The organism is Galbibacter sp. (assembly GCF_035306585.1).
In the GTDB taxonomy this organism is placed as follows: Bacteria; Bacteroidota; Bacteroidia; order Flavobacteriales; family Flavobacteriaceae; genus Galbibacter.
This window is the reverse complement of sequence record NZ_DATGNU010000096.1, coordinates 17,250-37,990: the sequence shown is the minus strand read 5'-3', so window position 1 is coordinate 37,990 and position 20,741 is coordinate 17,250. Positions and strand designations below refer to the sequence as shown.

Genomic DNA, 20,741 nt, shown 5'->3' with positions numbered 1-20,741 from the left:
ATTAACCTAGATGCCAAGGATATTCAAGAAGTTCAGGTTTTCAAGGTAGAACTCAAACAGAAAACAGACATCCTTAAACTCCTTGAAATCATCAATAAATCCATTCCATACCACATAGTATTCTGGGTGGAGCATGACCGGGAAGCCTACATCTCTACCGCTTCAAAACATCCACACCCTACAAATGATAATATTGCCGTAATTGATTGGACGTTCACTTCTGACTGGTTCAATAAGGAAGAAAATAATTTTTCCTTCAATTTAAAGGGTAGTTTGGATGCTGTATTCAAAGACTTTTGTGTTCAACTCACCGGAAAACCTGATTTAGGAAAACAGTCAATGGACGCTATCCTAAAGAACCAACAAGAAATAGATCGGTTAAAAAAAGAAATATCCAAACTCAAATCTGCTATATCAAAAAGCAAACAATTCAATGAAAAGGTCGATTTAAACATCAAATTGAAAGCGATGGAAAAAGAGTTAGACGATTTGGCGGGGTAGTGTCAAGTGGAAAGAACCAAGCGTCGCTTATTAATATAAAACAAAATCCCCTGCGGTCACCGTTCCATTGAACGATACATTTCCAAACGGGCTTTTTGTGGCCATGAACGATGAACAGAATTTCTATTTATATGATTTGAACAAAGCACTTGACTTGAAATAAATCCAAAAATTGAATTTGCTTTAGGAGTTTTTATTTCGGTTTTTAAGTCTTTTTCAAACTCTCATAATTGAACGTGCTCAGAAGGAATAAAGTTGTTAACTTCATAAACTGAATTAATGGCAACATAGTAGCCAACTGAAAAAGCAAAGAGAGCACCAGGATCGGTTTTATACAAAGATGGAGCATTGCTTGAAAAAAGCCAGGGTCTATACCAGATAGGTGGTGATTACATTTATTGTAGCAATTCTTATTTCTGTAGCATCATTACTTTATCCATACAGGACAAAACAACCCTAGAAATATAAGAGAAGAGAAGTGGTCATACTAACATCACGGTAATACTGTTCCCTTGATTAGTTCAAAGATTGAAAAGGGGCTAATTTTAAGTTCTTATTGCCGAATCAAAATTACTTTAATATTTTCATTACTAGAGTGTTAGTAGTTTCCCTAAAACAAACTAATTACACTAGCTTAAAAATTGAATTACATCTCTTAATTTTGCAGTTTCTTTTATAACCTATTTTAGAGGAATTATGGGGATTCAAAAACAAGTAAATCACGTTACAGCATATAGTATATTAATAGGAATTAGTTTTGCACATTTACTCAACGACGCCATTCAATCATTAATACCAGCTATTTACCCACTGTTAAAAGACGAATTTACGCTTTCATTTGCTCAGATTGGTCTAATTCAACTAACGTTTCAATTCACTGCGAGCATACTCCAACCCTTTGTAGGAGCCTATACAGATAAGCATCCACAACCCTACTCCATTGCTTTTGGAATGTTTTTATCCCTAGCAGGCCTTGTGTATATAGCCTTTGCTACCGATTATACTGGAATATTACTTTCCGCAGCCCTTATTGGTGCGGGATCATCAGTATTCCACCCAGAATCATCTAAATTGGCCAACATGGCCTCAGGAGGAAAACGAGGCTTGGCACAATCTATATTTCAAGTTGGTGGAAACACAGGTAGCGCAATCGGTCCTGTGATTGCAGCAGCAATTGTGGTCGCTTATGGAAGAAATTATGCCGCCTATTTTGCCATATTTGCCTTGGTAGCCATCGTGGTTCTTATTTACACAGGGCGCTGGACAAAGAGAAGACTTGAGGAATTTAAATCATTAAAGAAAAACACGCTCACAGAAGACTTCAACACCCACTTATCCAAAAAGATGGTATACCGATCTGTGGGTATTCTATTTATCCTTATTTTTTCCAAATACATCTATATGGCAAGTATAAGTAGCTACTTCACTTTCTACCTTATTGAGAAGTTTGATGTATCTGTAGCAAACTCCCAACTGTTTTTATTTGGTTTTCTTGCTGCAGCAGCTATAGGAACCTTTTTCGGTGGTCCCTTAGGTGATCGCTATGGCCGAAAGTATGTTATATGGTTTTCCATACTTGGTGCGGCTCCATTTGCATTATTAATGCCCTATCTCGATAGTTTGTTCTTAACCTCCGCATTTAGTATTATTATTGGTTTTATTCTATCCTCCGCATTCCCCGCCATCATCGTGTATGCCCAAGAACTCATGCCTGGAAAAATTGGAATGATTTCAGGATTGTTCTACGGTCTCTCCTTTGGTATTGGCGGAATCATGGCTGCCCTTTTAGGTGTATTAGCGGATTATAAGGATATTTACTTTGTGTATTACTTGTGCTCTTTCATGCTACTTTTAGGCCTTGTTGCCTATTTCTTGCCAAATCTAAAATCCTTGGCAGAAAAAGATTCGATACAGCATAAACCATAAGCATTTCAGAACTGGCATCCCTTTTCATTGTTGGTTAAAGGAAATTAAAATCAAATGGTACCTTGTAGTAAAATAGCTTTTCATCCCTAGAAAAGAAACTGTATATTTGATCGTTTTAAATCATACATTATGCTAAGAAAGTTTCTTTGGATGCTGCTACTCTGCACAGCTCCTATGTATCTTATTGCTCAAGAAAACAAACAAAATGACGAGCAATGGAATGTTGCTGATCCCTATACAGATCAGTGGAAAATAAAAGAAGTTCCCTTAAAAACTAATGAGGGTACATGGATGAATCTGGATGTAAGTCCAGATGGAAAGTTCATCGTATTTGACCTATTGGGAGATATCTACAAAATGCCAGTAACGGGTGGTAAAGCGAAAGCCCTTCGTTCAGGAATGCCTTATGAAATACAGCCACGATTCAGTCCTAATGGAAAGAAAATAGCATTCACAAGTGATGCAGGTGGGGGTGACAATATTTGGATTATGGATGCTGACGGTAGCCAAGCTAAGCAACTAACAAAAGAAAGTTTTAGATTGCTAAACAACGCCGAATGGACCGCAGATGGTCATTCTATTATCGCTCGTAAACATTTTACTTCATCACGATCCTTGGGTGCTGGTGAGATGTGGCAATACCACATTGCCGGTGAGGAAGGTTTTCAACTAACTAAAAGGAAGAACGATCAACAAGATGTGAATGAACCTAGTACATCACCTGATGGACGTTATTTATATTACAGCGAAGACATGTATCCTGGGGGATATTTTCAATATAATAAAGACCCGAACTCACAAATATATGTGATCAAACGATACGACTTCAAAACAGGAAAAACTATTACGGTTAGCGGTGGACCAGGCGGAGCTGCAAGGCCACAGGTGTCTCCTGATGGCAATCTATTAGCTTTTGTGAAGCGTGTTAGAACCAAATCAGTACTATTTATCCACGATTTAAACACTGGTGAAGAATGGCCCATCTATGATCAGTTAAGTAAAGATCAACAAGAGGCTTGGGCTATTTTTGGCGTATATCCTGGATTTGATTGGATGCCAAATAACAAGGAACTAATATTCTGGAGTGAAGGAAAAATTAAAAGGATTAATATTGATGATTTAACGGTTAATGAGATCCCTTTTGAGGTAGATAATGTCATTAGGATTGCCGATACTCATTTAGTAGAGCATCCTGTTTTCCAAGATAAATTCAAGGTAAAAGTGATCCGAAATGCAACCACTTCTCCAGATGGGAAAACTATGGTCTTTCACGCTGTAGGGTACTTATGGAAAAAAACCTTACCCAAGGGCAAGCCCGTTAGATTAACAAAAGGCAAAGAATTTGAATTCGAACCTTCCTTCTCACCCGATGGAACACAGCTGGTCTATGTGACCTGGAGCGACAAAAACATGTCTACTATTCGCAAGATATCCTTAAAAAACGGATCGGTAACAGCATTAACCACTGAAAAGGGAATCTACAGAAACCCCTCATTTTCAAATGACGGCAAAATGATTGCTTTTGTAAAAAAGAGCGGTAACAACGATTTAGGACACACCTTCGGCAAAGAATCTGGAGTTTATTTAATGTCGGCCCAGGGAGAAAATATTAGAAGAATTTACCATCAAGGAGATTTTCCAGTATTTAATGTCGATGACAGTCGTGTATTTATTCAAACTGGTGGGGCTATGATGGGGAGTATCACCAAAACCCTAAAAAGCATCGACCTCCACGGGAAAGATGAGCGCATATTAGTGAGCTCTAAATATGCTAACAGATTAGTTCCTAGTCCAGATAATAAATGGATTGCCTTTACCAATCTACATAAAGCGTACATCGCACCTCTTATTACCACAGGTCAGACTATTGAGTTAGACCCAAAAACAAAGTCCGTTCCGGTTACCCAAATCTCCAAAGATGCAGGACTGAATTTGCATTGGTCAAATGATAGTCAAAAGATTCATTGGACACTTGGTGACCAATACTATACCAATGAAGTCTCACAGCGATTTACTTTCTTAGAAGGTTCTCCTAAGAAAGTTGGCCCAATTACAGAAAAAGGAATCACCATTGGTCTAGAAGTAGTAACCGATGTTCCCACTGGGGCTATCGCTTTTACCAACGCACATATTATCACCATGGAAGGCGATAAAATAATTGAGAATGGTACAATCGTCATACGTGAGAACAAAATCGAAAAAATAGGATCTTCAGATGAGGTAGTACTTCCTACCGATGCCAAAGTTTATGATCTTCGAGGTAAAACCATCATGCCAGGTATTATAGATGCACATGCCCATATTGGCGCATTTCGTTACGGATTAACCCCTCAACAACACTGGCCATCCTTTGCAAATCTAGCCTATGGTGTGACTACAGTACACGATCCTTCTGCATTGAGTGAAACTATTTTTAGTATGGCAGAACTGGTTAAAAGTGGCCAAATGGTTGGTCCGCGAATCTTCTCCACTGGTATTATCCTCTATGGTGCCGATGGAGACTTTAAAGCCGAGATCAACAGTTTGGAGGACGCTAAGTCTGCCATTCGTCGAACGAAAGCCTTTGGTGCCACATCAGTGAAGAGTTACAACCAACCACGAAGAGAACAACGTCAGCAAATAATGCAAGCAGCCAAAGCCTACGACATCAATGTGGTCCCTGAGGGAGGAAGTACCTTCTATCACAATATGACGATGATAATGGATGGGCATACTGGTGTGGAGCATAATATTCCGATAGCACCTATATACAAAGATGTACTAACCCTATGGGGAGAAAGTAATACAGGATACACACCTACCCTAATTGTCAACTACGGAGGTATTAATGGGGAATATTATTGGTACGATAAGACCAATGTTTGGGAGAACGAAAAACTCTTAAATTTCACACCTCGAGCACTGATAGATTCTAGGTCAAGACACCGAACAAAAATTCCAGATCAGGAATATGAAAATGGTCCTATACTAGTTTCTCAAACCGTTAAAAGATTATCAGATGCAGGAGTTAAGATAAACCTAGGGGCTCATGGGCAACTTCATGGTTTAGGGGCCCACTGGGAGCTTTGGCTATTGCAAATGGGGGGCATGAGCAATTTTGAAGCCCTGCAAGCAGCCACTATCAATGGCGCTCAATACATTGGAATGGATAAGGAAATCGGTTCATTAGAGGAAGGTAAACTCGCCGATCTTATCGTATTAGAAAAAGATCCATTGGAGGATATTTCCAATTCTAATACCATCATTTATACCATGGTCAATGGTAGATTGTATGAGGCAGAAAATATGAACGAAATTGGAAATCACCCCAAAGAAAGAGGTGCGTTTTATTGGGAAAACGCAAAGAGCAATGCTGCCTTCCCTTGGCACCAAAGTACGCATAGTTTTACAGCACCAGGTTGTAGCTGTCAGTGAAAGCTTTGTAAGTAGAACATAAATAAAACACCCTCTTGGCTCGTATCATTCCAAGAGGGTGTTTTAATATAAAATGAGATATAAATAAAGCTTATAACTTAGCATTTTTAAAATCTTTTACCCCTGCCTTTATCGCGTAATCCAAGTGGTTTTCTTTTGGAACGATTGGGCAAGAATATTTTTCATCATACGCACAGTAAGGATTGTAGGCCTTATTAAAATTGATTACAATAAAATCCCCCTTAGGAATTGTCAAATCTATATAACGTCCTCCTCCATAGGTTTCCTCCCCGTTGGTGAGGTCTGAGAAAGGCAAAAACAAGTAATCTTTAAACTCTTCTGTTTCTCTTAATTGAAGATTTTGATAGACATTAAGCTCAAAGGCTTTCCCGTGAATTTCAAAACGAACGATACCATAGAGAACCTCTTGGCTCATTCTCTCGGTGGTCGTTGGCATAAAAAATGGCTGTTCATTTGGCGTGCGCTGCAACTTGGCAACAACACTGAAGGTTGTATCAATAGGGAAAAATGGCAATCCTTTAAAATTCTGAAGATCTTTCTCCTTTAAAGGAGAACTTTCAGGATTGGAGAATTCCTCATTTATTTTCTTTTGAAACAGCACCGCCTGGTCATATGGATTATTGCCCCCCACAGCTTCGACCTCTAATCTTTCTTGGGTATCCGTTTTTTGGTCATGATATTTTTTATCATCCTTACAGCTATAGCTCACCATTAAAATCGAAACTAAAACTATCCAAACTCTCATAATACTTAAATTTAGCTGCAAAGTTACAACTAAACTTCTGATTTAAGTTATATTTCAATAACGTACCTCTAGCCCATAAGATTCTAATAGGTCATTGTATTCTGGCTGAATCCTTAGTAATGCTATTTCGTCCTGATGGTCCAACAATGGAGTATCTTTAAAACCATTTTTAAGCATTTTATCCAAATAATACAACGCCATTCCATATTGACTTTTTTTAACTGTAATTCTCAGTATACGAAGGTAGGCATCGTAATTTTTTTCATCTATCAAGGTCTGTAAAATGGCGATATACAATAAATTATCCAGTTGTTGATCTGAGGTATAAGAGGTTGCCAGTTCAACACATGCAACTTCCAGAAAACTAAGTAATCTTGATCCGAAATTTCTACGCGCTCTTATAGGCGATCTGAGGAAGTTATTTTTAATACTATCCACTTGCTGTTCCCAATAAGGCATCGATTCTAATTCCCCGCTTGAAATATCTTGTGGAAGGAAACGCAAATAATCCATATATTTATAAGGCTCGATTCTTCGAATCTCATTCCAGTTATTGCGTTGTTTTCTAAAATTTTTATGCTTTCGAATGGTTTTTACCAAGTCTCTTAAACTGTCTTTTTCAATGTTAAATCTATAATTCGTTTGGTTGAGCTCCATATCTTTATAGGCTCTATAAATGAGGTTTTCGTTCATTAGATCTTGGTTAAACCCGAGTTCCATCTTAAAATATTCATCCAATTTGTCCTTGCCTGCTTCCATGATCCCTTTATTGATCGCCTTAACGCTTACCAGTCGAACAGCCTTATCAATATAATTAGCTGGAGGCCACTTATGTCCTCCAGAGAAGACTAATAAATTAGCATCAAACTTCTTCTGCTCTAGATAATCCATGGCTTGTAGCATCTCATTATAATTGAAATCCTGATCTCCGACCATTCCAATGTAAAAGAATTTGTTCTCCTTGGGCATGTATCCCGGTACATTTGAAAACGAAGCCCCAGAGGCAATAACCCCTTTAATTTGTGAAGACATCACGGCTATACTAACAGCCAGACGTGCACCACCAGAGAATCCAGCCAAATAAATGGCATTTTTATCGATAGAAAACCGATTGATCACCTCACTATAAAACGTCCTTGATCTTAGTAAATTCTCTTGATAATTACCATTTTTAACTGCGTTCGGTGAGGCAATCACATAGCCATAACGGTCAGCTGATTCTCGAAAATGTTCTACCGCCTCAATTGCTTTACCTACTGGGGAGAAGACCATAATAACTGGCCATTTTTTAACTTCACTATAGCGCTCAGGAAGATAAACGGCGTAGGTGTCTGATGAATTTGGGATTTGTACACCATCCATAAGTTGGCCATTTGAGAAGTAAACGCCTAACAAACACAGGATCAACGTAATTTTTTTCATGTTAAATTTCTATCAGAGTTAAGGCAGTTGAAAATAATACATAACTCCGTTTTTACTGAGGTTAAAATACAATACCTTTGTGTTTTTGCAAAACTATTATGAGAAAGGATTTAAAATTATTTATGGTAATGTTGGGCTGTAAGCCCCAAGGAAGATTCACCGAACAACATGATATATTCTTTGGGATTGGATCCTCTCTTAAGGAGTTATTGCCTCAGATGATTGAATTTTGGCCCGAGGCCAAGGGCAAGATCCATGTGGATGCCTACAGGGAAGTAACCCATGTGGATGGCTACCAGATCCAGGTAAAAAAACGAGAACAAGACACCGATGCTCATCAATTATTTTTCCTCAATCTAGGAGGTTATAAAAAGAACGAATTCGAGGAGTACCATTACAAAGTCCTGACCATCACAAAATCTAAGTCCCAGGCCATTAAAAATGCCAAAGAATCTACATTCTATAAACACTGTGGATTTGAAGGGGCACCATCGCACATCGATGATAAATATGGGGTGGATGTTGACGATATTTATACCATAGAGGAAATCTTATCTGATTCCATAAAACAAAAGTATCAACTAAGTTTCACTAAGTCCTCAGAAAAATTAGAAGACAAGCTCCATATTGGCTACCTTAAAATCGATAATCTTCCCTAACAACATAGCGGTAACCTTATCGCAATTTCCCTAGAAAACTAGAGGTTCTACTGTTGTGTTCAATAGGATTATGCTCAACGACTTTTGAAAGCACTATGGAGGTTCGCACCTCACCATAGGTCAATAAACGATCGATAAATTCCTCCAAATGGAACTGATCGGCTAAAACTACTTCCATTAATAAATTCTCATTACCGGTAATGCGATAACAGTTGCGAACTTCTTTATAAGTTTTTACTTGTTCCATAAATGGTTTTAGCTTCCCCATAAATGCCTTTAAAGTTACAAAAGCCTTTAGCTGATATCCAGACTGAATGTGATTAATCGCTACTTTATAGCCCGTAATAATACCGAAATCTTCCATTTTTTTTATTCGCTCTGCAACCGCTGGAGAAGATAACCCAACTTTCCTCCCTATTTCAGCATTGGTATAGCGTGCATTTTCTTGTAAAAGCCTTAAAATTGACCAGTTTAAGGTGTCATTTTTCATTTTAAATAAAATTTCGGATATTACTTTAATTATTAACGCAAATTAACTATTTATCCTTAAAATCAAAATTTAAAATCCATAAATCTGTAGTATTTTTGGATTAGAAAGCAAACCGATGAAAAAGCACTATTCATATTATAAAAGACGTCATGTCACTAAGTTACCTGTTTATCGCAAGGCACTGCAAATTTTTAAGCTTAGCCGTCAAATAGTTGATTTTCTACGTGGTGATAAATCGGTACTAGAGCTTCATAAATCTTCATGTTCATCAGATCAGTTTTCTGAGAAACTAATTATGGCTTCTCTTGGTCTAGCACCAAAGATTGCCATGGCAGAAAGCTCACCAGACCCGACCGTAAAACACGCCTCTATTTCTTCCATTGAGCGTACAACCGCGGCGATTCTTCACTATTGTGAAAAGCTAGAAAGTTCTCATAAACAAAGTAGCGAGTTTTTAAACCTACTTCGCAAAGAGGTTCGGAAATTTGGTCACCTTCATGACAAATGGGCTATTGGTCTGCATAACAAAAACTAGACCTTCTTTCTTGGTCCATTTTCAATAACCTTCCCTTTTTCTAGCACCAATACTTTTTGTACACATTCAGGAATTTCATCGGCTTGATGTGACACATAGACCATGGTAATATGCTTGGAACTGCAAATATGGTCCAATAAACCTTTGAAGTAGTCTATTTGATCTGCATCCATGCCTTGACAAGGCTCATCTAAAATTAATAATGCTGGAGCTTTAATGAGCGCCCTAAGGAGTAATATAACCCGTTGTTCCCCAAGGGAGGCATCTAAAAAGAGGGTGTTTTCAAGTTTGGTAAGCCTTACCATTTCAAGCCAAGAATAGGCCACTGCCCTTTGATGAGGTGTGGATGGCGATACCGTGCCAATTTCATCGAGGTATCCCGAGATAATTACATCCAAGCAACTCAAGGTACTATACGGCTTTGCATCGGTACTAATTCCAGGCACACTGCTCAAAACGCCTTTACCTCTCATAAAATATAAATGGAGTTCAGGAGATAAGTAGCCTATGCGACTTTTTATATCCCAAATACTCTCTCCACTACCTCTTTTCCTATCAAAGAGAATCAAATCATTCGTATAGCCTTGTGGATTATCGGCTGTCACCATACTGAGAAGTGTCGATTTTCCCGCCCCATTGTGTCCAAGTAAAGCCCAGCATTCCCCTTGTTTTACCTCCCAATTAATATCTATAAGAATTGGATTGCCCCTCATTTGCACATTCACATCTTTCATGGAGATGATGGTCTCGAAGTACTCGGGTTCTTGCCCCAGTATAGCATCGACCGCAATAGCTGAGTTAATCATAGGATTCCTCTGGTTGGATGCGCTTATTTGTTGTGGATTTCCCTCCAAAGCTATTTGTCCATCCTTTAAAAGCACCACCCTATCTATAAAGTCAGGAATTTCACGTTTCCCACAAATTATTACAAGACTAAGCCCCTCTTTATTGAGCTGCCTAAGTAACTCCGATAATTGCACCCGAGCTGCAAGGTCTAAACCGGTAAAAGGCTGATCCATGATCAGTAATTCTGGCTCCTCTAAGATGGCCGCTATTAGCTGCAGTCGCTTACGTTCCCCATTACTGAGTTGCATAAGGTTTCTATCCAAAAGATACCGCACTTTAAAGGTGTCTAAAAGTTCCAGCTCCGCTACGGACCGCTGCTCATTTCCTAACCGCTTAAAAAGTTGCTGCAAAAACCCAGGAACCGTCATAGGGTTCTCATAATCGTGAAACTCATACCGCTTACTGTAATAGGTGCTAGCAAGTCCTGCGATTTCACTAAAATGGTCCTGTTGAGAAACAAACACGGTACGAAAGGAGTTTTCAACCTCCCCTGAAGTTGGATAGGCCGATTGGGATATTAGTTTGGCAAGGGAAGTCTTACCACTTCCAGACTCCCCTATAATTGCTAGTGATTCTCCAGGGGTTAACTCCAATGAAATGTCCTTTAATACCTGAGTGCTTTTATATAAAAGTGAGGCCTTTTCAAGTCTCAGCTTAGGGTAATCCGAAATCATACTTTTGTAAATTCAATTAAGCCTCGAAAGTAATCAAAATTCAGCACACCATCGCCATGACCTCCACTGGTAGACCTACATATTTCTTCTGTACTGTCCACCGACTTCAAAAAGGGCCGTGGTAATTTGGCCAAGCGAACAGTACTTAGTAGCCTCCATTAAGGTCTCAAATATATTGTTGTTTTCAATAGCTGCTTGTTTAATCTCCTGTAAAGCCTTTTGAGCTTCCTGCTGAAAAGTACTGTGCAAAGTAGCTAAAGTGTTCAACTGTAGTTGTTTTTCCGCCTCCGTTGCCCGAATGACTTCTTTTGGAATTACGGTTAAGGAACCTTTACTACTTAGGAAGGTATTTACACCTATGATAGGATACTCGCCTTTGTGCTTAAGGGTTTCATAATACAGACTTTCTTCTTGAATTTTCGAGCGTTGATACATCGTTTCCATCGCTCCCAGGACCCCTCCTCGCTCTGTAATTCTATCAAATTCTAAAAGCACCGCTTCTTCCACTAGATCCGTGAGCTCCTCAATGATGAAACTGCCCTGTATGGGATTTTCATTTTTAGTGAGTCCTAATTCTTTATTAATAATAAGTTGTATGGCCATCGCTCTTCGAACAGACTCCTCTGTAGGTGTTGTAATAGCCTCATCATAAGCGTTAGTATGCAATGAGTTACAGTTATCGTAAACAGCATATAGCGCTTGCAGGGTCGTACGAATATCATTAAAATCGATCTCCTGTGCATGCAAAGACCTACCAGAGGTTTGAATGTGATATTTCAACATCTGAGACCGCGGGTTGGCACCATACTTATCACGCATGGCCTTGGCCCATATTTTTCTAGCCACACGTCCTATTACCGCATATTCCGCATCCACCCCATTGGAGAAGAAAAAGGATAAATTGGGACCAAATTTATTGATATCCATACCCCTGCTCAAATAGTACTCTACATAGGTAAAACCATTGGCTAAGGTAAAGGCTAATTGTGTGATTGGATTGGCTCCTGCCTCCGCGATGTGATATCCAGAAATGGAAACAGAATAAAAGTTTCTAACCTCATTAGCGATAAAATAACTCTGGACATCCCCCATTAATTTTAACGCAAATTCCGTGGAAAATATACATGTATTTTGCGCTTGGTCTTCTTTTAGTATATCTGCTTGAACGGTTCCCCTTACTTGGGCCAATGTTCGAGCTTTTATATTGTTGTACACCTCCTGCTCCAAGACCATATCACCCGTCACCCCTAACAGCATTAGCCCTAGACCGTCATTGCCCTCTGGCAACTGCCCATTGTCTTGTTTACTTCCATCAACTGAAAAACCGTGATAGGTAGGGCGCTTTTGTCCTTTTTCTTTATAAAGAGCCTCAATTTTATCTGAAACCTGTTGCTCTAGCCCATTTTCCTTAATATAAAGTTCACACTGCTGATCGATGGCGGCATTCATGAAAAATCCAAGTAGCATAGGTGCCGGGCCATTAATTGTCATACTCACCGAGGTCATTGGGTCTGCTAGGTTAAAACCACTATAGAGCTTTTTGGCATCGTCCAAACAACAGATAGATACGCCAGCATTACCAATTTTACCGTAAATATCAGGTCGAATATCTGGATCGTTCCCATACAAGGTTACTGAGTCGAAGGCCGTAGAGAGGCGTTTTGCTTCCATTCCCAAACTTACATAATGGAACCTTCTGTTTGTGCGTTCAGGCCCTCCTTCCCCAGCAAACATCCTGGTTGGGTCTTCACCAGTGCGTTTAAAAGGATATAACCCAGCGGTAAATGGAAATTCTCCAGGAACATTTTCTTGTAACACCCATCGCAATATATCTCCCCATGCCTTGTACTTTGGTAAGGCAACTTTAGGCACCTGACTCCCTGACAGGGTATTTGTATGGGTTGGAATACGGAGTTTTTTATCTCGAACGTTAAATTCGTATACCGGATTTTTGTAACGTGCCTTTTTCTCCTCCCACTGGAGGAGCATATCCCAATGGTGAGGATCCAAATCTTTTTTCACGCGATTAAATTGATCGAGCAGTAATTCAACTAATTTGGTATCACTGGCCTGAGCAATCGATTCTTTGAGCAAACCTTCATGAAGCCCTACTTCCGTTAAATAATTGCGCTCTTGATTCGCTTGATCCACCTTTGTTATACTGCATATGGCTTTAAAGATCCCATAAAGATTCTGGGCAACTTCTACTTGGTGTTCAACCCTAGAATCGTAATCACGAATGTTTTCGGAGATCTCAGAAAGATACCTTGTTCTATTAGGCGGAATCACATAGGTTTTTTCACTTTTCTCCATGGTGATATGGAAATCTGAATCAAGCGAAGTGTTCGTCTTTTCTTTTAAAACTTGCATTATCGCCATATAGAGCCGATTCATCCCAGGGTCGTTGAACTGCGAAGCAATGGTTCCATATACAGGCATATCATCTGGATTGGCATCCCACAGAAGATGGTTGCGTTGGTATTGCTTCTTCACATCACGCAGCGCATCCAAAGCCCCCCTTTTATCAAACTTATTGATGGCCACCAGATCCGCAAAATCCAACATATCTATTTTTTCTAATTGGGTGGCGGCACCAAACTCCGGAGTCATTACATATAACGACACATCAGAATGATCTAAAATCTCGGTATCGCTTTGACCAATCCCAGAGGTCTCGAGAATTATTAAATCAAAGTTTGCAGCTTTAAGAACCTCCACCGCCTCCGCCACATTCTTGGAAAGCGCTAAGTTAGACTGACGTGTTGCCAGACTTCTCATATACACCCTGGGGTCGTTAATAGCATTCATTCGGATGCGATCTCCTAAAAGAGCGCCTCCAGTTTTGCGTTTAGAGGGATCCACAGAGATAATTCCTACCGTTTTATCTTCAAAGTCATTTAAAAATCGTCTGACCACCTCATCTACTAAACTACTTTTTCCTGAACCTCCTGTCCCTGTAATGCCAAGAACTGGCACCTGATTAGATGTAGAAAGATCTAGTTCTGCGAAAAGCTCTTGGAACAAATCATGCTTGTTTTCCGTTAAACTGATCAGTCTAGCAATTACGCCACTATCCTTCTCTTTAAGTCCTGATGCAATACTTGCAGGGTCTATTGAATCAATTGGAAAATCAGATTGTTCAACCAAATGGTTGATCATACCCTGAAGACCAAGGGCCCTACCATCGTCTGGAGCATAAATTTTAGTTATCCCATAATCCATCAATTCTTTGATTTCTTCTGGCAAGATAACACCACCGCCACCTCCAAATATCTTGATGTGAGTCGCCCCTCTCTCTTGCAAGAGATCGTACATATACCTAAAATATTCGTTGTGTCCTCCCTGATAGGAAGTCATTGCGATGGCATTCACATCCTCCTCAATGGCTGTGTTTACAACCTCTTCTACACTTCTATCATGGCCTAAATGTATCACCTCTACACCAGAAGATTGGATGATTCGACGCATGATATTGATCGCTGCATCGTGTCCGTCGAAAAGTGAGGCTGCAGTTACAATTCTTATTTTATTCTTAGGAATATATGGTTTTGTTTGATTCATTTTCAAAAATATGAGGTATTAATAGCTGCAATTTAAAGAATTTGCAACGAACTAGGAATTTTGTTTATAAAATACCCTTGTTAAAAATTCACAATTACAACAAAGTAAAATTTTTTGATCCCCAAAATACCGTAATTTTATCCTTGTAAACAACAATTCATATGACCAAAATTACGATTCTTATTCACTGTAAGGATACTTCAGGAATCATTGCATCGGTAACGAGTTTCATCCATCAAAACCATGGAAACATCATCTATATAGATCAACATGTAGATCGGCAAAACGGGATCTTTTTTATGAGATCCGAAAGTGAATTTGCACAAGACAATTTTAATTTGGATAGTTTTAGATCTGAATTCAAACATCGTATCGCAGTGCCCTATCAAATGAAATGGCAGTTGCATTCAGATGATTACTGTCCAAAAATGGCCATCTTTGTTTCAAAATACGACCATTGCTTATACGACCTATTGGGAAGATATAACTCTGGGGAATTAAATGTAGAAATCCCTTTTATCATAAGTAATCATCCAGATTTAAGGCCAATAGCTGAGGCATTTAAAATTCCATTTTTTCATGTCCCTTATTCTAAAGAGATTCGCCAAGAGGCTCAATTAAAACAATTGGAACTACTGCAGGAGCATCAAATAGATTTCATTGTATTGGCCCGATATATGCAAATTATATCACCGACAATAATCGAGCGTTACCAGAATAAAATTATCAACATTCACCATTCTTTCCTACCTGCCTTTGTCGGTGCCAAGCCGTACCATTCTGCCTATAGAAGAGGGGTGAAAATTATCGGTGCTACCAGTCATTACGTTACCGAAGAATTGGATGCTGGACCCATTATTGAACAAGATGTAACCCGGGTTACGCATGCCCATTCAATTGAGGACATGGTAGCCAAAGGAAGAGATCTTGAAAAAATCGTCCTAGCTCGTGGTATCAAACTACATGTAGATCGTAAAACTATGGTGTATAACAATAAAACCATTATTTTTAGTTAAAGGCCCGAAGCGATCGGATCTTTGATTGGTTTGGGCTTTTATCCATATTCCTGATTTTTCCAATCTAACAATGATCCAAATGGCATAGCATTAGAGAACATCTCTTTTTATTGATCCTCTGTATAAATAGCACACCTTATAGGGCAGTGGCCAAATCCAATAAATCTTGTCCAGTAATCTTCTATTTTAAATATTATGATTAATTTATCATTTTAAAACTTGAATTCAATTCTGAATTCGACCATATTAATCCAACTAAATAACCATGTACCCTAGAATTATAGTCTTATCCTTATTCCTTTTTGCTTTCCTTACCACTAGTTGCAATAACATAAAAGCAGAGAATGATACTGCTTTAAGAGAAAGAACATCCATCAATCAGGGATGGAAATTTTTTAAATATGCCTCAAAAGCACAAGCAGATGATTTATTTTATGATGTTCGCCCAGAGGTTGTGAGTACAAATGATCGTAAAGAAGCTGATACTCCAGCCACTGAGGCCGAGAAATTACAAACCTCAAAAAAAGCGCTAAAACCGTATATTTTACCAATGGCCAATGCCTTTATCAAGGATTCAACAAAACACTATAAACGCCCTAAAGGACACCCCGGAAAGGATTTCCCTTTTGTACAAGCACACTTTGATGACAGCCAATGGGAAAGTGTAAATTTACCACATGACTGGGCCATTAAAGGGCCCTTTCAAGAAGGTGCAGATACGGAAGTTGGAGGTGGAATGGGACGTTTACCTAGTAATGGTGTGGCATGGTATAGAAGAAAAATTGATATCACAGAAAATGACCTTAACAAATCCATTTATTTGGATGTTGAGGGAGCCATGTCTTATGCCATTGTCTGGCTTAATGGAAATTTAGTTGGCGGTTGGCCTTATGGATATAATTCGTTTCGATTGGATTTAACACCTTATCTTAATTTTGATGGGGAAAATCAATTGGCGATTCGATTGGATAACCCCAATTATTCTGCCCGTTGGTATCCTGGGGGTGGCCTTTACAGAAATGTGTGGTTAACTAAAACCAATAAAGTACATGTATCACACTGGGGAACAACCGTTTCCACTTCGAATGTTTCTAAAGATTCCGCAAAGATAGATCTTGAGGTTAAGGTAGAAAACAATTCGGATTCCAATTCCAATATAAGTGTGCTGACAAAAATATACGAATTCAACAATGATCAAATCCAAGCGCATATTGCTACAATCGATCAAAAGAACATTAGCATTTCTGCTGGAGGAAATCGAACTATTCAAGGTTCGGCCACCGTAGTAAATCCAAAACTATGGGGTCCTCCCCCATCACAAACCCCCTATCTATATAAAGCCATAACTTCCATAAGAAATGAAAAGGGCCCAATAGATCAGTATGAAACCACATTCGGCATAAGGGATATCAAACTTGACCCCGACCAGGGTATGATAGTTAATGGAAAATTAATTAAAATTCAAGGGGTAAATGAACATCATGATTTGGGTGCTATCGGTGCGGCATTTAATATGCGTGCAGCAGAAAGGAAGTTAGAAATATTAAGGGAAATGGGTGTAAATGCCATTCGTATGGCGCATAATCCTCCAGCCCCAGGGTTTTTAGACTTGACAGATAAAATGGGCTTCTTGGTGATGAATGAAGTGTTCGATTCTTGGGAACGAAAAAAAACGCCTCACGACTTTCATTTAATTTTCCCAGATTGGTATGAGGCTGATACCAGAGCTATGGTTCGAAGAGATAAAAATCATCCGTCCATTATTATCTGGAGCTACGGAAATGAAGTGGGCGAACAGTACACAGGTGAAGATGGAGCTGCCATTGGAAAAGAATTGTCTGACATCATTAAAGATGAAGACCCTACCAGGCCCACCACTAGCGCCATGAATTGGGCAAAATCTGACATGCCTTTCCCAACAGTAATGGACATCATTAGTTTTAATTATCAAGGAGAGGGCATTCGTCAAGATCCCATTTTTGATAATGTTACCGATAGAATTAAAACAAAACCACAGTATGAACCTTACCATAAAAAGTTTCCAAACAAAGTCATCCTTAGTAGTGAAACTGCCTCGGCAGCCAGTAGTCGTGGCGTCTATTTATTTCCTGTAACGGATCTGATCAGCTCACCCATTCGCGATGGAATGGGCGGGGATTCGAAAATTCAACAAGTCAGTGCTTACGAACTTTATGCCGTAGACTTTGGATCCTCCCCTGATAAGGTTTTTGCATCACTAGACAAACACCCGTATTCGGCTGGGGAATTCGTATGGACAGGTTTTGATTATTTAGGGGAACCTACGCCTTATTATGATTCAAGAAGCTCTTATAATGGCATAATTGACTTAGCTGGATTTCCAAAAAATCGCTATTATTTATATCAAGCCAGATGGCGACCAGATTTGCCAATGGTTCACATTTTGCCCCATTGGAATTGGCCCCAACGCGAGGGAAAAATCACCCCCGTTCATGTGTTCACCTCTGGGGATGAAGCGGAACTTTTTTTAAATGGAAAATCACTTGGCAGAAAGAAAAAAGGTGAATTTGAATACCGTTTGCGTTGGGATGAGGTAAAATATCAACCAGGAGAATTAAAAGTAATAGCCTACAAAAATGGAGAAAAATGGGATGAAAAAATAGTGAAAACAACTGAAAAGCCTTTCAAACTAACAGCAAAAGCGGATAGGCCGGCGATCAAGGCTGACGGAAAGGACTTATCCTATATCACAGTTCAAATAACTGACAAAAATGATTTAATGGTTCCAACGGCCAATAATGAGCTTGAATTCAGTATTGAAGGACCTGGAGAGATTATAGCCACCGATAATGGAGACCCCTCCGATCTAACATCGTTTGTTTCCAAAAAACGAAATGCTTTTAATGGCCTGGCATTGGCTATAGTTCGGTCTAAATTAGAAGAAAAGGGAACCATAAAAGTAACCGTTAAATCAAATGGATTACAAAAAGATATCGTAACAATTAAAACGCAGTAATTATTCACCCTTGCTACTGCGAGCAACGCGGTGATTCTTAGAATTCTTATTTAAGTGGGATGGGAAGTTAAGTTCATCCTTGTAGTGAGCCTACATGCAGCGTATGTAAAAAGGCAACGAAGTCTTCGATTTAATCGTTTGGTAATTTAGCCTTAACACTAACTAGAAATTTAATGTTGACATTTGCACCATCAGTTTCGCATTGAATAAGTTTTGAGTTAGCAGAACAGATTAGTTAGTTTAGTTTTAAAGCCGATTTCAGTCGGCTTTTTTCGATTTTAATTGTAGCTTTAATGTTTTGAAATAATCAAAAGCACTCGTGAGACGCGACCCATACCACGAGAAAAATTCTCCATTAACTAATACAATTTCTGCATTGGTAAATTCTTCCCTCAATTCTGCCTTATGTTTTTCTTTAAAAGGATAGGGCTCTGAGGATAAGAAAAGGAAATCAATCGCTGATTTTTGTATATCCGACAACTCAACTTCGGGATACCTTGAAAGATCTTTAAAAACATTGTCAAAGCCAGCCACCTCAAGCATATGGTTTATAAAGGTATCTCCACCAGCGAGCATCCACGGTTTTCTCCAGATCAAATAAGCTACTTTTTCCGGTGTTTTTTCAGCGAGAAAGGAGTGGTATTCTTTTGCACTTACCCTAATTTGTTCAATGATACATTCCCCTTTCTGCACTACATTAAATAGCACACCATATTGCTGAATTAATTCATAACAATCTTCCAGGGTGTAGATATCTGCAATATGAACCTGGGTAAAGGTTTCTAATTGCGCAACAATTTGCTGCGTATTCTCCTCCTTATTACAAAGTACAATATCGGGTTTAAGGGACTTAAGGGAATCCCAATGAATATTTTTGGTACCTCCCACTATTGCAAGATGGTCCTTAAGGTGAGGTGGATGAACACAAAATTTGGTAATACCCACAAGTAAATGCTCTAGACCCAAATCATACAAAAGCGCTGTTTGAGATGGAACAAGACAGACGATCCTTTTAAAAGGAATTGATGTATCGATATATCTGCCTAGCTGATCAGTCAAAAGAATTAAAGAAAATTAGCCATTTGCAATTGTAGTTCCTGCGCTTTCTCTGCCGCCTTTTGTGCAAAGTCTTCACCTTTGGAAGCATATAAGATCCCTCTAGAGGAATTCACCAAAAGCCCTACTTGGTCATTAAGCCCGTATTTACAAACCTCTTCAAGACTTCCTCCTTGCGCTCCTACACCAGGAACTAATAAAAAGGATGCTGGGACGATTGCTCGAATATCTTTTAAATATGATGCTTTGGTGGCGCCAATGACATACATTAAGTTTTCAGAATTCACATAAGACTTTGAAGTCTCAAGAACCTTCTGATAAAGCGGTTTTCCGTCAAATTCTTTGGTCTGAAAATCAAAAGCGCCAGGATTGGAAGTTAGGGCAAGTAAAATGGTATGCCGATCCTTAAAAGCTAAGAATGGTTCCACAGAATCTTTTCCCATATATGGAGCTATGGTCACCGAATCAAAGTTGAGATCCTCAAAGAAGGCTTTGGCATACATAGTGGATGTATTCCCAATATCACCTCTTTTGGCATCGGCTATGGTAAACATCTGTGGATAATGCTCATTTATATAATCGATGGTTTTCTTAAGGCTCTCCCAGCCTTTAATTCCAAGAGCCTCGTAGAATGCAATATTCGGTTTTAAGGCCACGGCTAAATGGTGGGTGGCATCAATAATCGCTTTATTAAATTCAAAAACAGGGTCTTGTAATTCTAATAAATGAGGAGGAATCTTCTCTAAATCGACATCTAAACCAATACATAAAAATGATTTTTTCTTTCGTATCTGTTCTACAAGCTGGGTTAATTCCATAGTAATGATTGCATTTACTTAAAGCTCCTATATCCAAAGTTCTTACTAAAATTCTTTCACCA

14 protein-coding genes are annotated in these 20,741 nt (G+C 39.0%); 7 read left to right on the top strand and 7 right to left on the bottom strand.

Annotation, left to right across the window (positions count from 1 at the left end):
* The 3 genes from VKY50_RS09260 to VKY50_RS09250 all read left to right on the top strand — a co-directional run.
* The coding region (locus tag VKY50_RS09260; RefSeq protein WP_324301123.1) for a DUF4391 domain-containing protein at positions 1-501 on the top strand (501 nt) is incomplete at its 5' end.
* Between the two features lie 696 nt (positions 502-1,197).
* The gene (locus tag VKY50_RS09255; RefSeq protein ID WP_324301121.1) at positions 1,198-2,427 is read left to right on the top strand and encodes an MFS transporter; all 1,230 of its coding nucleotides are present in this window, start codon (positions 1,198-1,200) and stop codon (positions 2,425-2,427) included.
* Between the two features lie 129 nt (positions 2,428-2,556).
* Positions 2,557-5,841, top strand: coding sequence for an amidohydrolase family protein (locus tag VKY50_RS09250; RefSeq protein WP_324301119.1), 3,285 nt, complete (start codon positions 2,557-2,559; stop codon positions 5,839-5,841).
* A gap of 91 nt (positions 5,842-5,932) precedes the next feature.
* Here VKY50_RS09250 and VKY50_RS09245 read toward each other — a convergent pair whose 3' ends face one another.
* Both VKY50_RS09245 and VKY50_RS09240 read right to left on the bottom strand, forming a co-directional pair.
* Entirely contained in the window at positions 5,933-6,607 is a 675-nt protein-coding gene (locus VKY50_RS09245; protein WP_324301117.1) for a DUF1684 domain-containing protein, read from the bottom strand.
* A gap of 54 nt (positions 6,608-6,661) precedes the next feature.
* Positions 6,662-8,029 carry an alpha/beta hydrolase gene (locus VKY50_RS09240; RefSeq protein WP_324301115.1) on the bottom strand — a complete coding sequence of 456 codons (1,368 nt, stop codon included), beginning with the start codon at positions 8,027-8,029 and terminating at the stop codon, positions 6,662-6,664.
* A 98-nt stretch (positions 8,030-8,127) separates the two neighbouring features.
* Here VKY50_RS09240 and VKY50_RS09235 point away from each other — a divergent pair, with 98 nt between their 5' ends.
* On the top strand, positions 8,128-8,688 hold the full coding sequence (locus VKY50_RS09235; RefSeq protein ID WP_324301114.1) for a DUF1543 domain-containing protein: 561 nt from the start codon (positions 8,128-8,130) through the stop codon (positions 8,686-8,688).
* Positions 8,689-8,704: 16 nt separating this feature from the next.
* Here the strand turns inward: VKY50_RS09235 and VKY50_RS09230 are convergent, their stop codons facing one another.
* Entirely contained in the window at positions 8,705-9,178 is a 474-nt protein-coding gene (locus VKY50_RS09230; RefSeq protein ID WP_324301112.1) for an Lrp/AsnC family transcriptional regulator, read from the bottom strand.
* A 115-nt stretch (positions 9,179-9,293) separates the two neighbouring features.
* Here VKY50_RS09230 and VKY50_RS09225 point away from each other — a divergent pair, with 115 nt between their 5' ends.
* Complete coding sequence (locus tag VKY50_RS09225) at positions 9,294-9,713, top strand: hypothetical protein (protein WP_324301110.1); 420 nt, start codon at positions 9,294-9,296, stop codon at positions 9,711-9,713.
* Here VKY50_RS09225 and VKY50_RS09220 read toward each other — a convergent pair.
* Both VKY50_RS09220 and VKY50_RS09215 read right to left on the bottom strand, forming a co-directional pair.
* Positions 9,710-11,233, bottom strand: coding sequence for an ATP-binding cassette domain-containing protein (locus tag VKY50_RS09220; RefSeq protein WP_324301108.1), 1,524 nt, complete (start codon positions 11,231-11,233; stop codon positions 9,710-9,712). The genes VKY50_RS09225 and VKY50_RS09220 overlap by 4 nt on opposite strands.
* Positions 11,234-11,308: 75 nt before the next feature.
* On the bottom strand, positions 11,309-14,794 hold the full coding sequence (locus tag VKY50_RS09215) for a methylmalonyl-CoA mutase family protein (protein ID WP_324301106.1): 3,486 nt from the start codon (positions 14,792-14,794) through the stop codon (positions 11,309-11,311).
* A gap of 161 nt (positions 14,795-14,955) precedes the next feature.
* On the opposite strand from VKY50_RS09215, the gene purU reads away from it, so the two are divergent.
* Both purU and galB read left to right on the top strand, forming a co-directional pair.
* Positions 14,956-15,810 carry a formyltetrahydrofolate deformylase gene (gene purU / locus VKY50_RS09210; protein WP_324301104.1) on the top strand — a complete coding sequence of 285 codons (855 nt, stop codon included), beginning with the start codon at positions 14,956-14,958 and terminating at the stop codon, positions 15,808-15,810.
* Between the two features lie 265 nt (positions 15,811-16,075).
* Positions 16,076-18,805, top strand: coding sequence for a beta-galactosidase GalB (gene galB, locus VKY50_RS09205; RefSeq protein WP_324301102.1), 2,730 nt, complete (start codon positions 16,076-16,078; stop codon positions 18,803-18,805).
* 258 nt (positions 18,806-19,063) lie between these two features.
* Here the strand turns inward: galB and VKY50_RS09200 are convergent, their stop codons facing one another.
* Positions 19,064-19,864: a helical backbone metal receptor gene (locus VKY50_RS09200; RefSeq protein WP_324301100.1), complete on the bottom strand. Its 801-nt coding sequence runs from the start codon at positions 19,862-19,864 to the stop codon at positions 19,064-19,066.
* Between the two features lie 5 nt (positions 19,865-19,869).
* On the bottom strand, positions 19,870-20,679 hold the full coding sequence (gene pyrF / locus VKY50_RS09195; protein WP_324301098.1) for an orotidine-5'-phosphate decarboxylase: 810 nt from the start codon (positions 20,677-20,679) through the stop codon (positions 19,870-19,872).
* Positions 20,680-20,741: the final 62 nt, after the last annotated feature.

Coding starts and splice junctions, on each gene's coding strand:
- VKY50_RS09225 (WP_324301110.1), top strand. CDS start 9,294: ATGAAAAAGCACTATTCATATTATAAAAGACGTCATGTCACTAAGTTA.
- VKY50_RS09235 (WP_324301114.1), top strand. CDS start 8,128: ATGAGAAAGGATTTAAAATTATTTATGGTAATGTTGGGCTGTAAGCCC.
- VKY50_RS09220 (WP_324301108.1), bottom strand. CDS start 11,233: ATGATTTCGGATTACCCTAAGCTGAGACTTGAAAAGGCCTCACTTTTA.
- VKY50_RS09215 (WP_324301106.1), bottom strand. CDS start 14,794: ATGAATCAAACAAAACCATATATTCCTAAGAATAAAATAAGAATTGTA.
- purU (WP_324301104.1), top strand. CDS start 14,956: ATGACCAAAATTACGATTCTTATTCACTGTAAGGATACTTCAGGAATC.
- VKY50_RS09240 (WP_324301115.1), bottom strand. CDS start 8,029: ATGAAAAAAATTACGTTGATCCTGTGTTTGTTAGGCGTTTACTTCTCA.
- VKY50_RS09250 (WP_324301119.1), top strand. CDS start 2,557: ATGCTAAGAAAGTTTCTTTGGATGCTGCTACTCTGCACAGCTCCTATG.
- galB (WP_324301102.1), top strand. CDS start 16,076: ATGTACCCTAGAATTATAGTCTTATCCTTATTCCTTTTTGCTTTCCTT.
- VKY50_RS09255 (WP_324301121.1), top strand. CDS start 1,198: ATGGGGATTCAAAAACAAGTAAATCACGTTACAGCATATAGTATATTA.
- VKY50_RS09230 (WP_324301112.1), bottom strand. CDS start 9,178: ATGAAAAATGACACCTTAAACTGGTCAATTTTAAGGCTTTTACAAGAA.
- VKY50_RS09245 (WP_324301117.1), bottom strand. CDS start 6,607: ATGAGAGTTTGGATAGTTTTAGTTTCGATTTTAATGGTGAGCTATAGC.
- pyrF (WP_324301098.1), bottom strand. CDS start 20,679: ATGGAATTAACCCAGCTTGTAGAACAGATACGAAAGAAAAAATCATTT.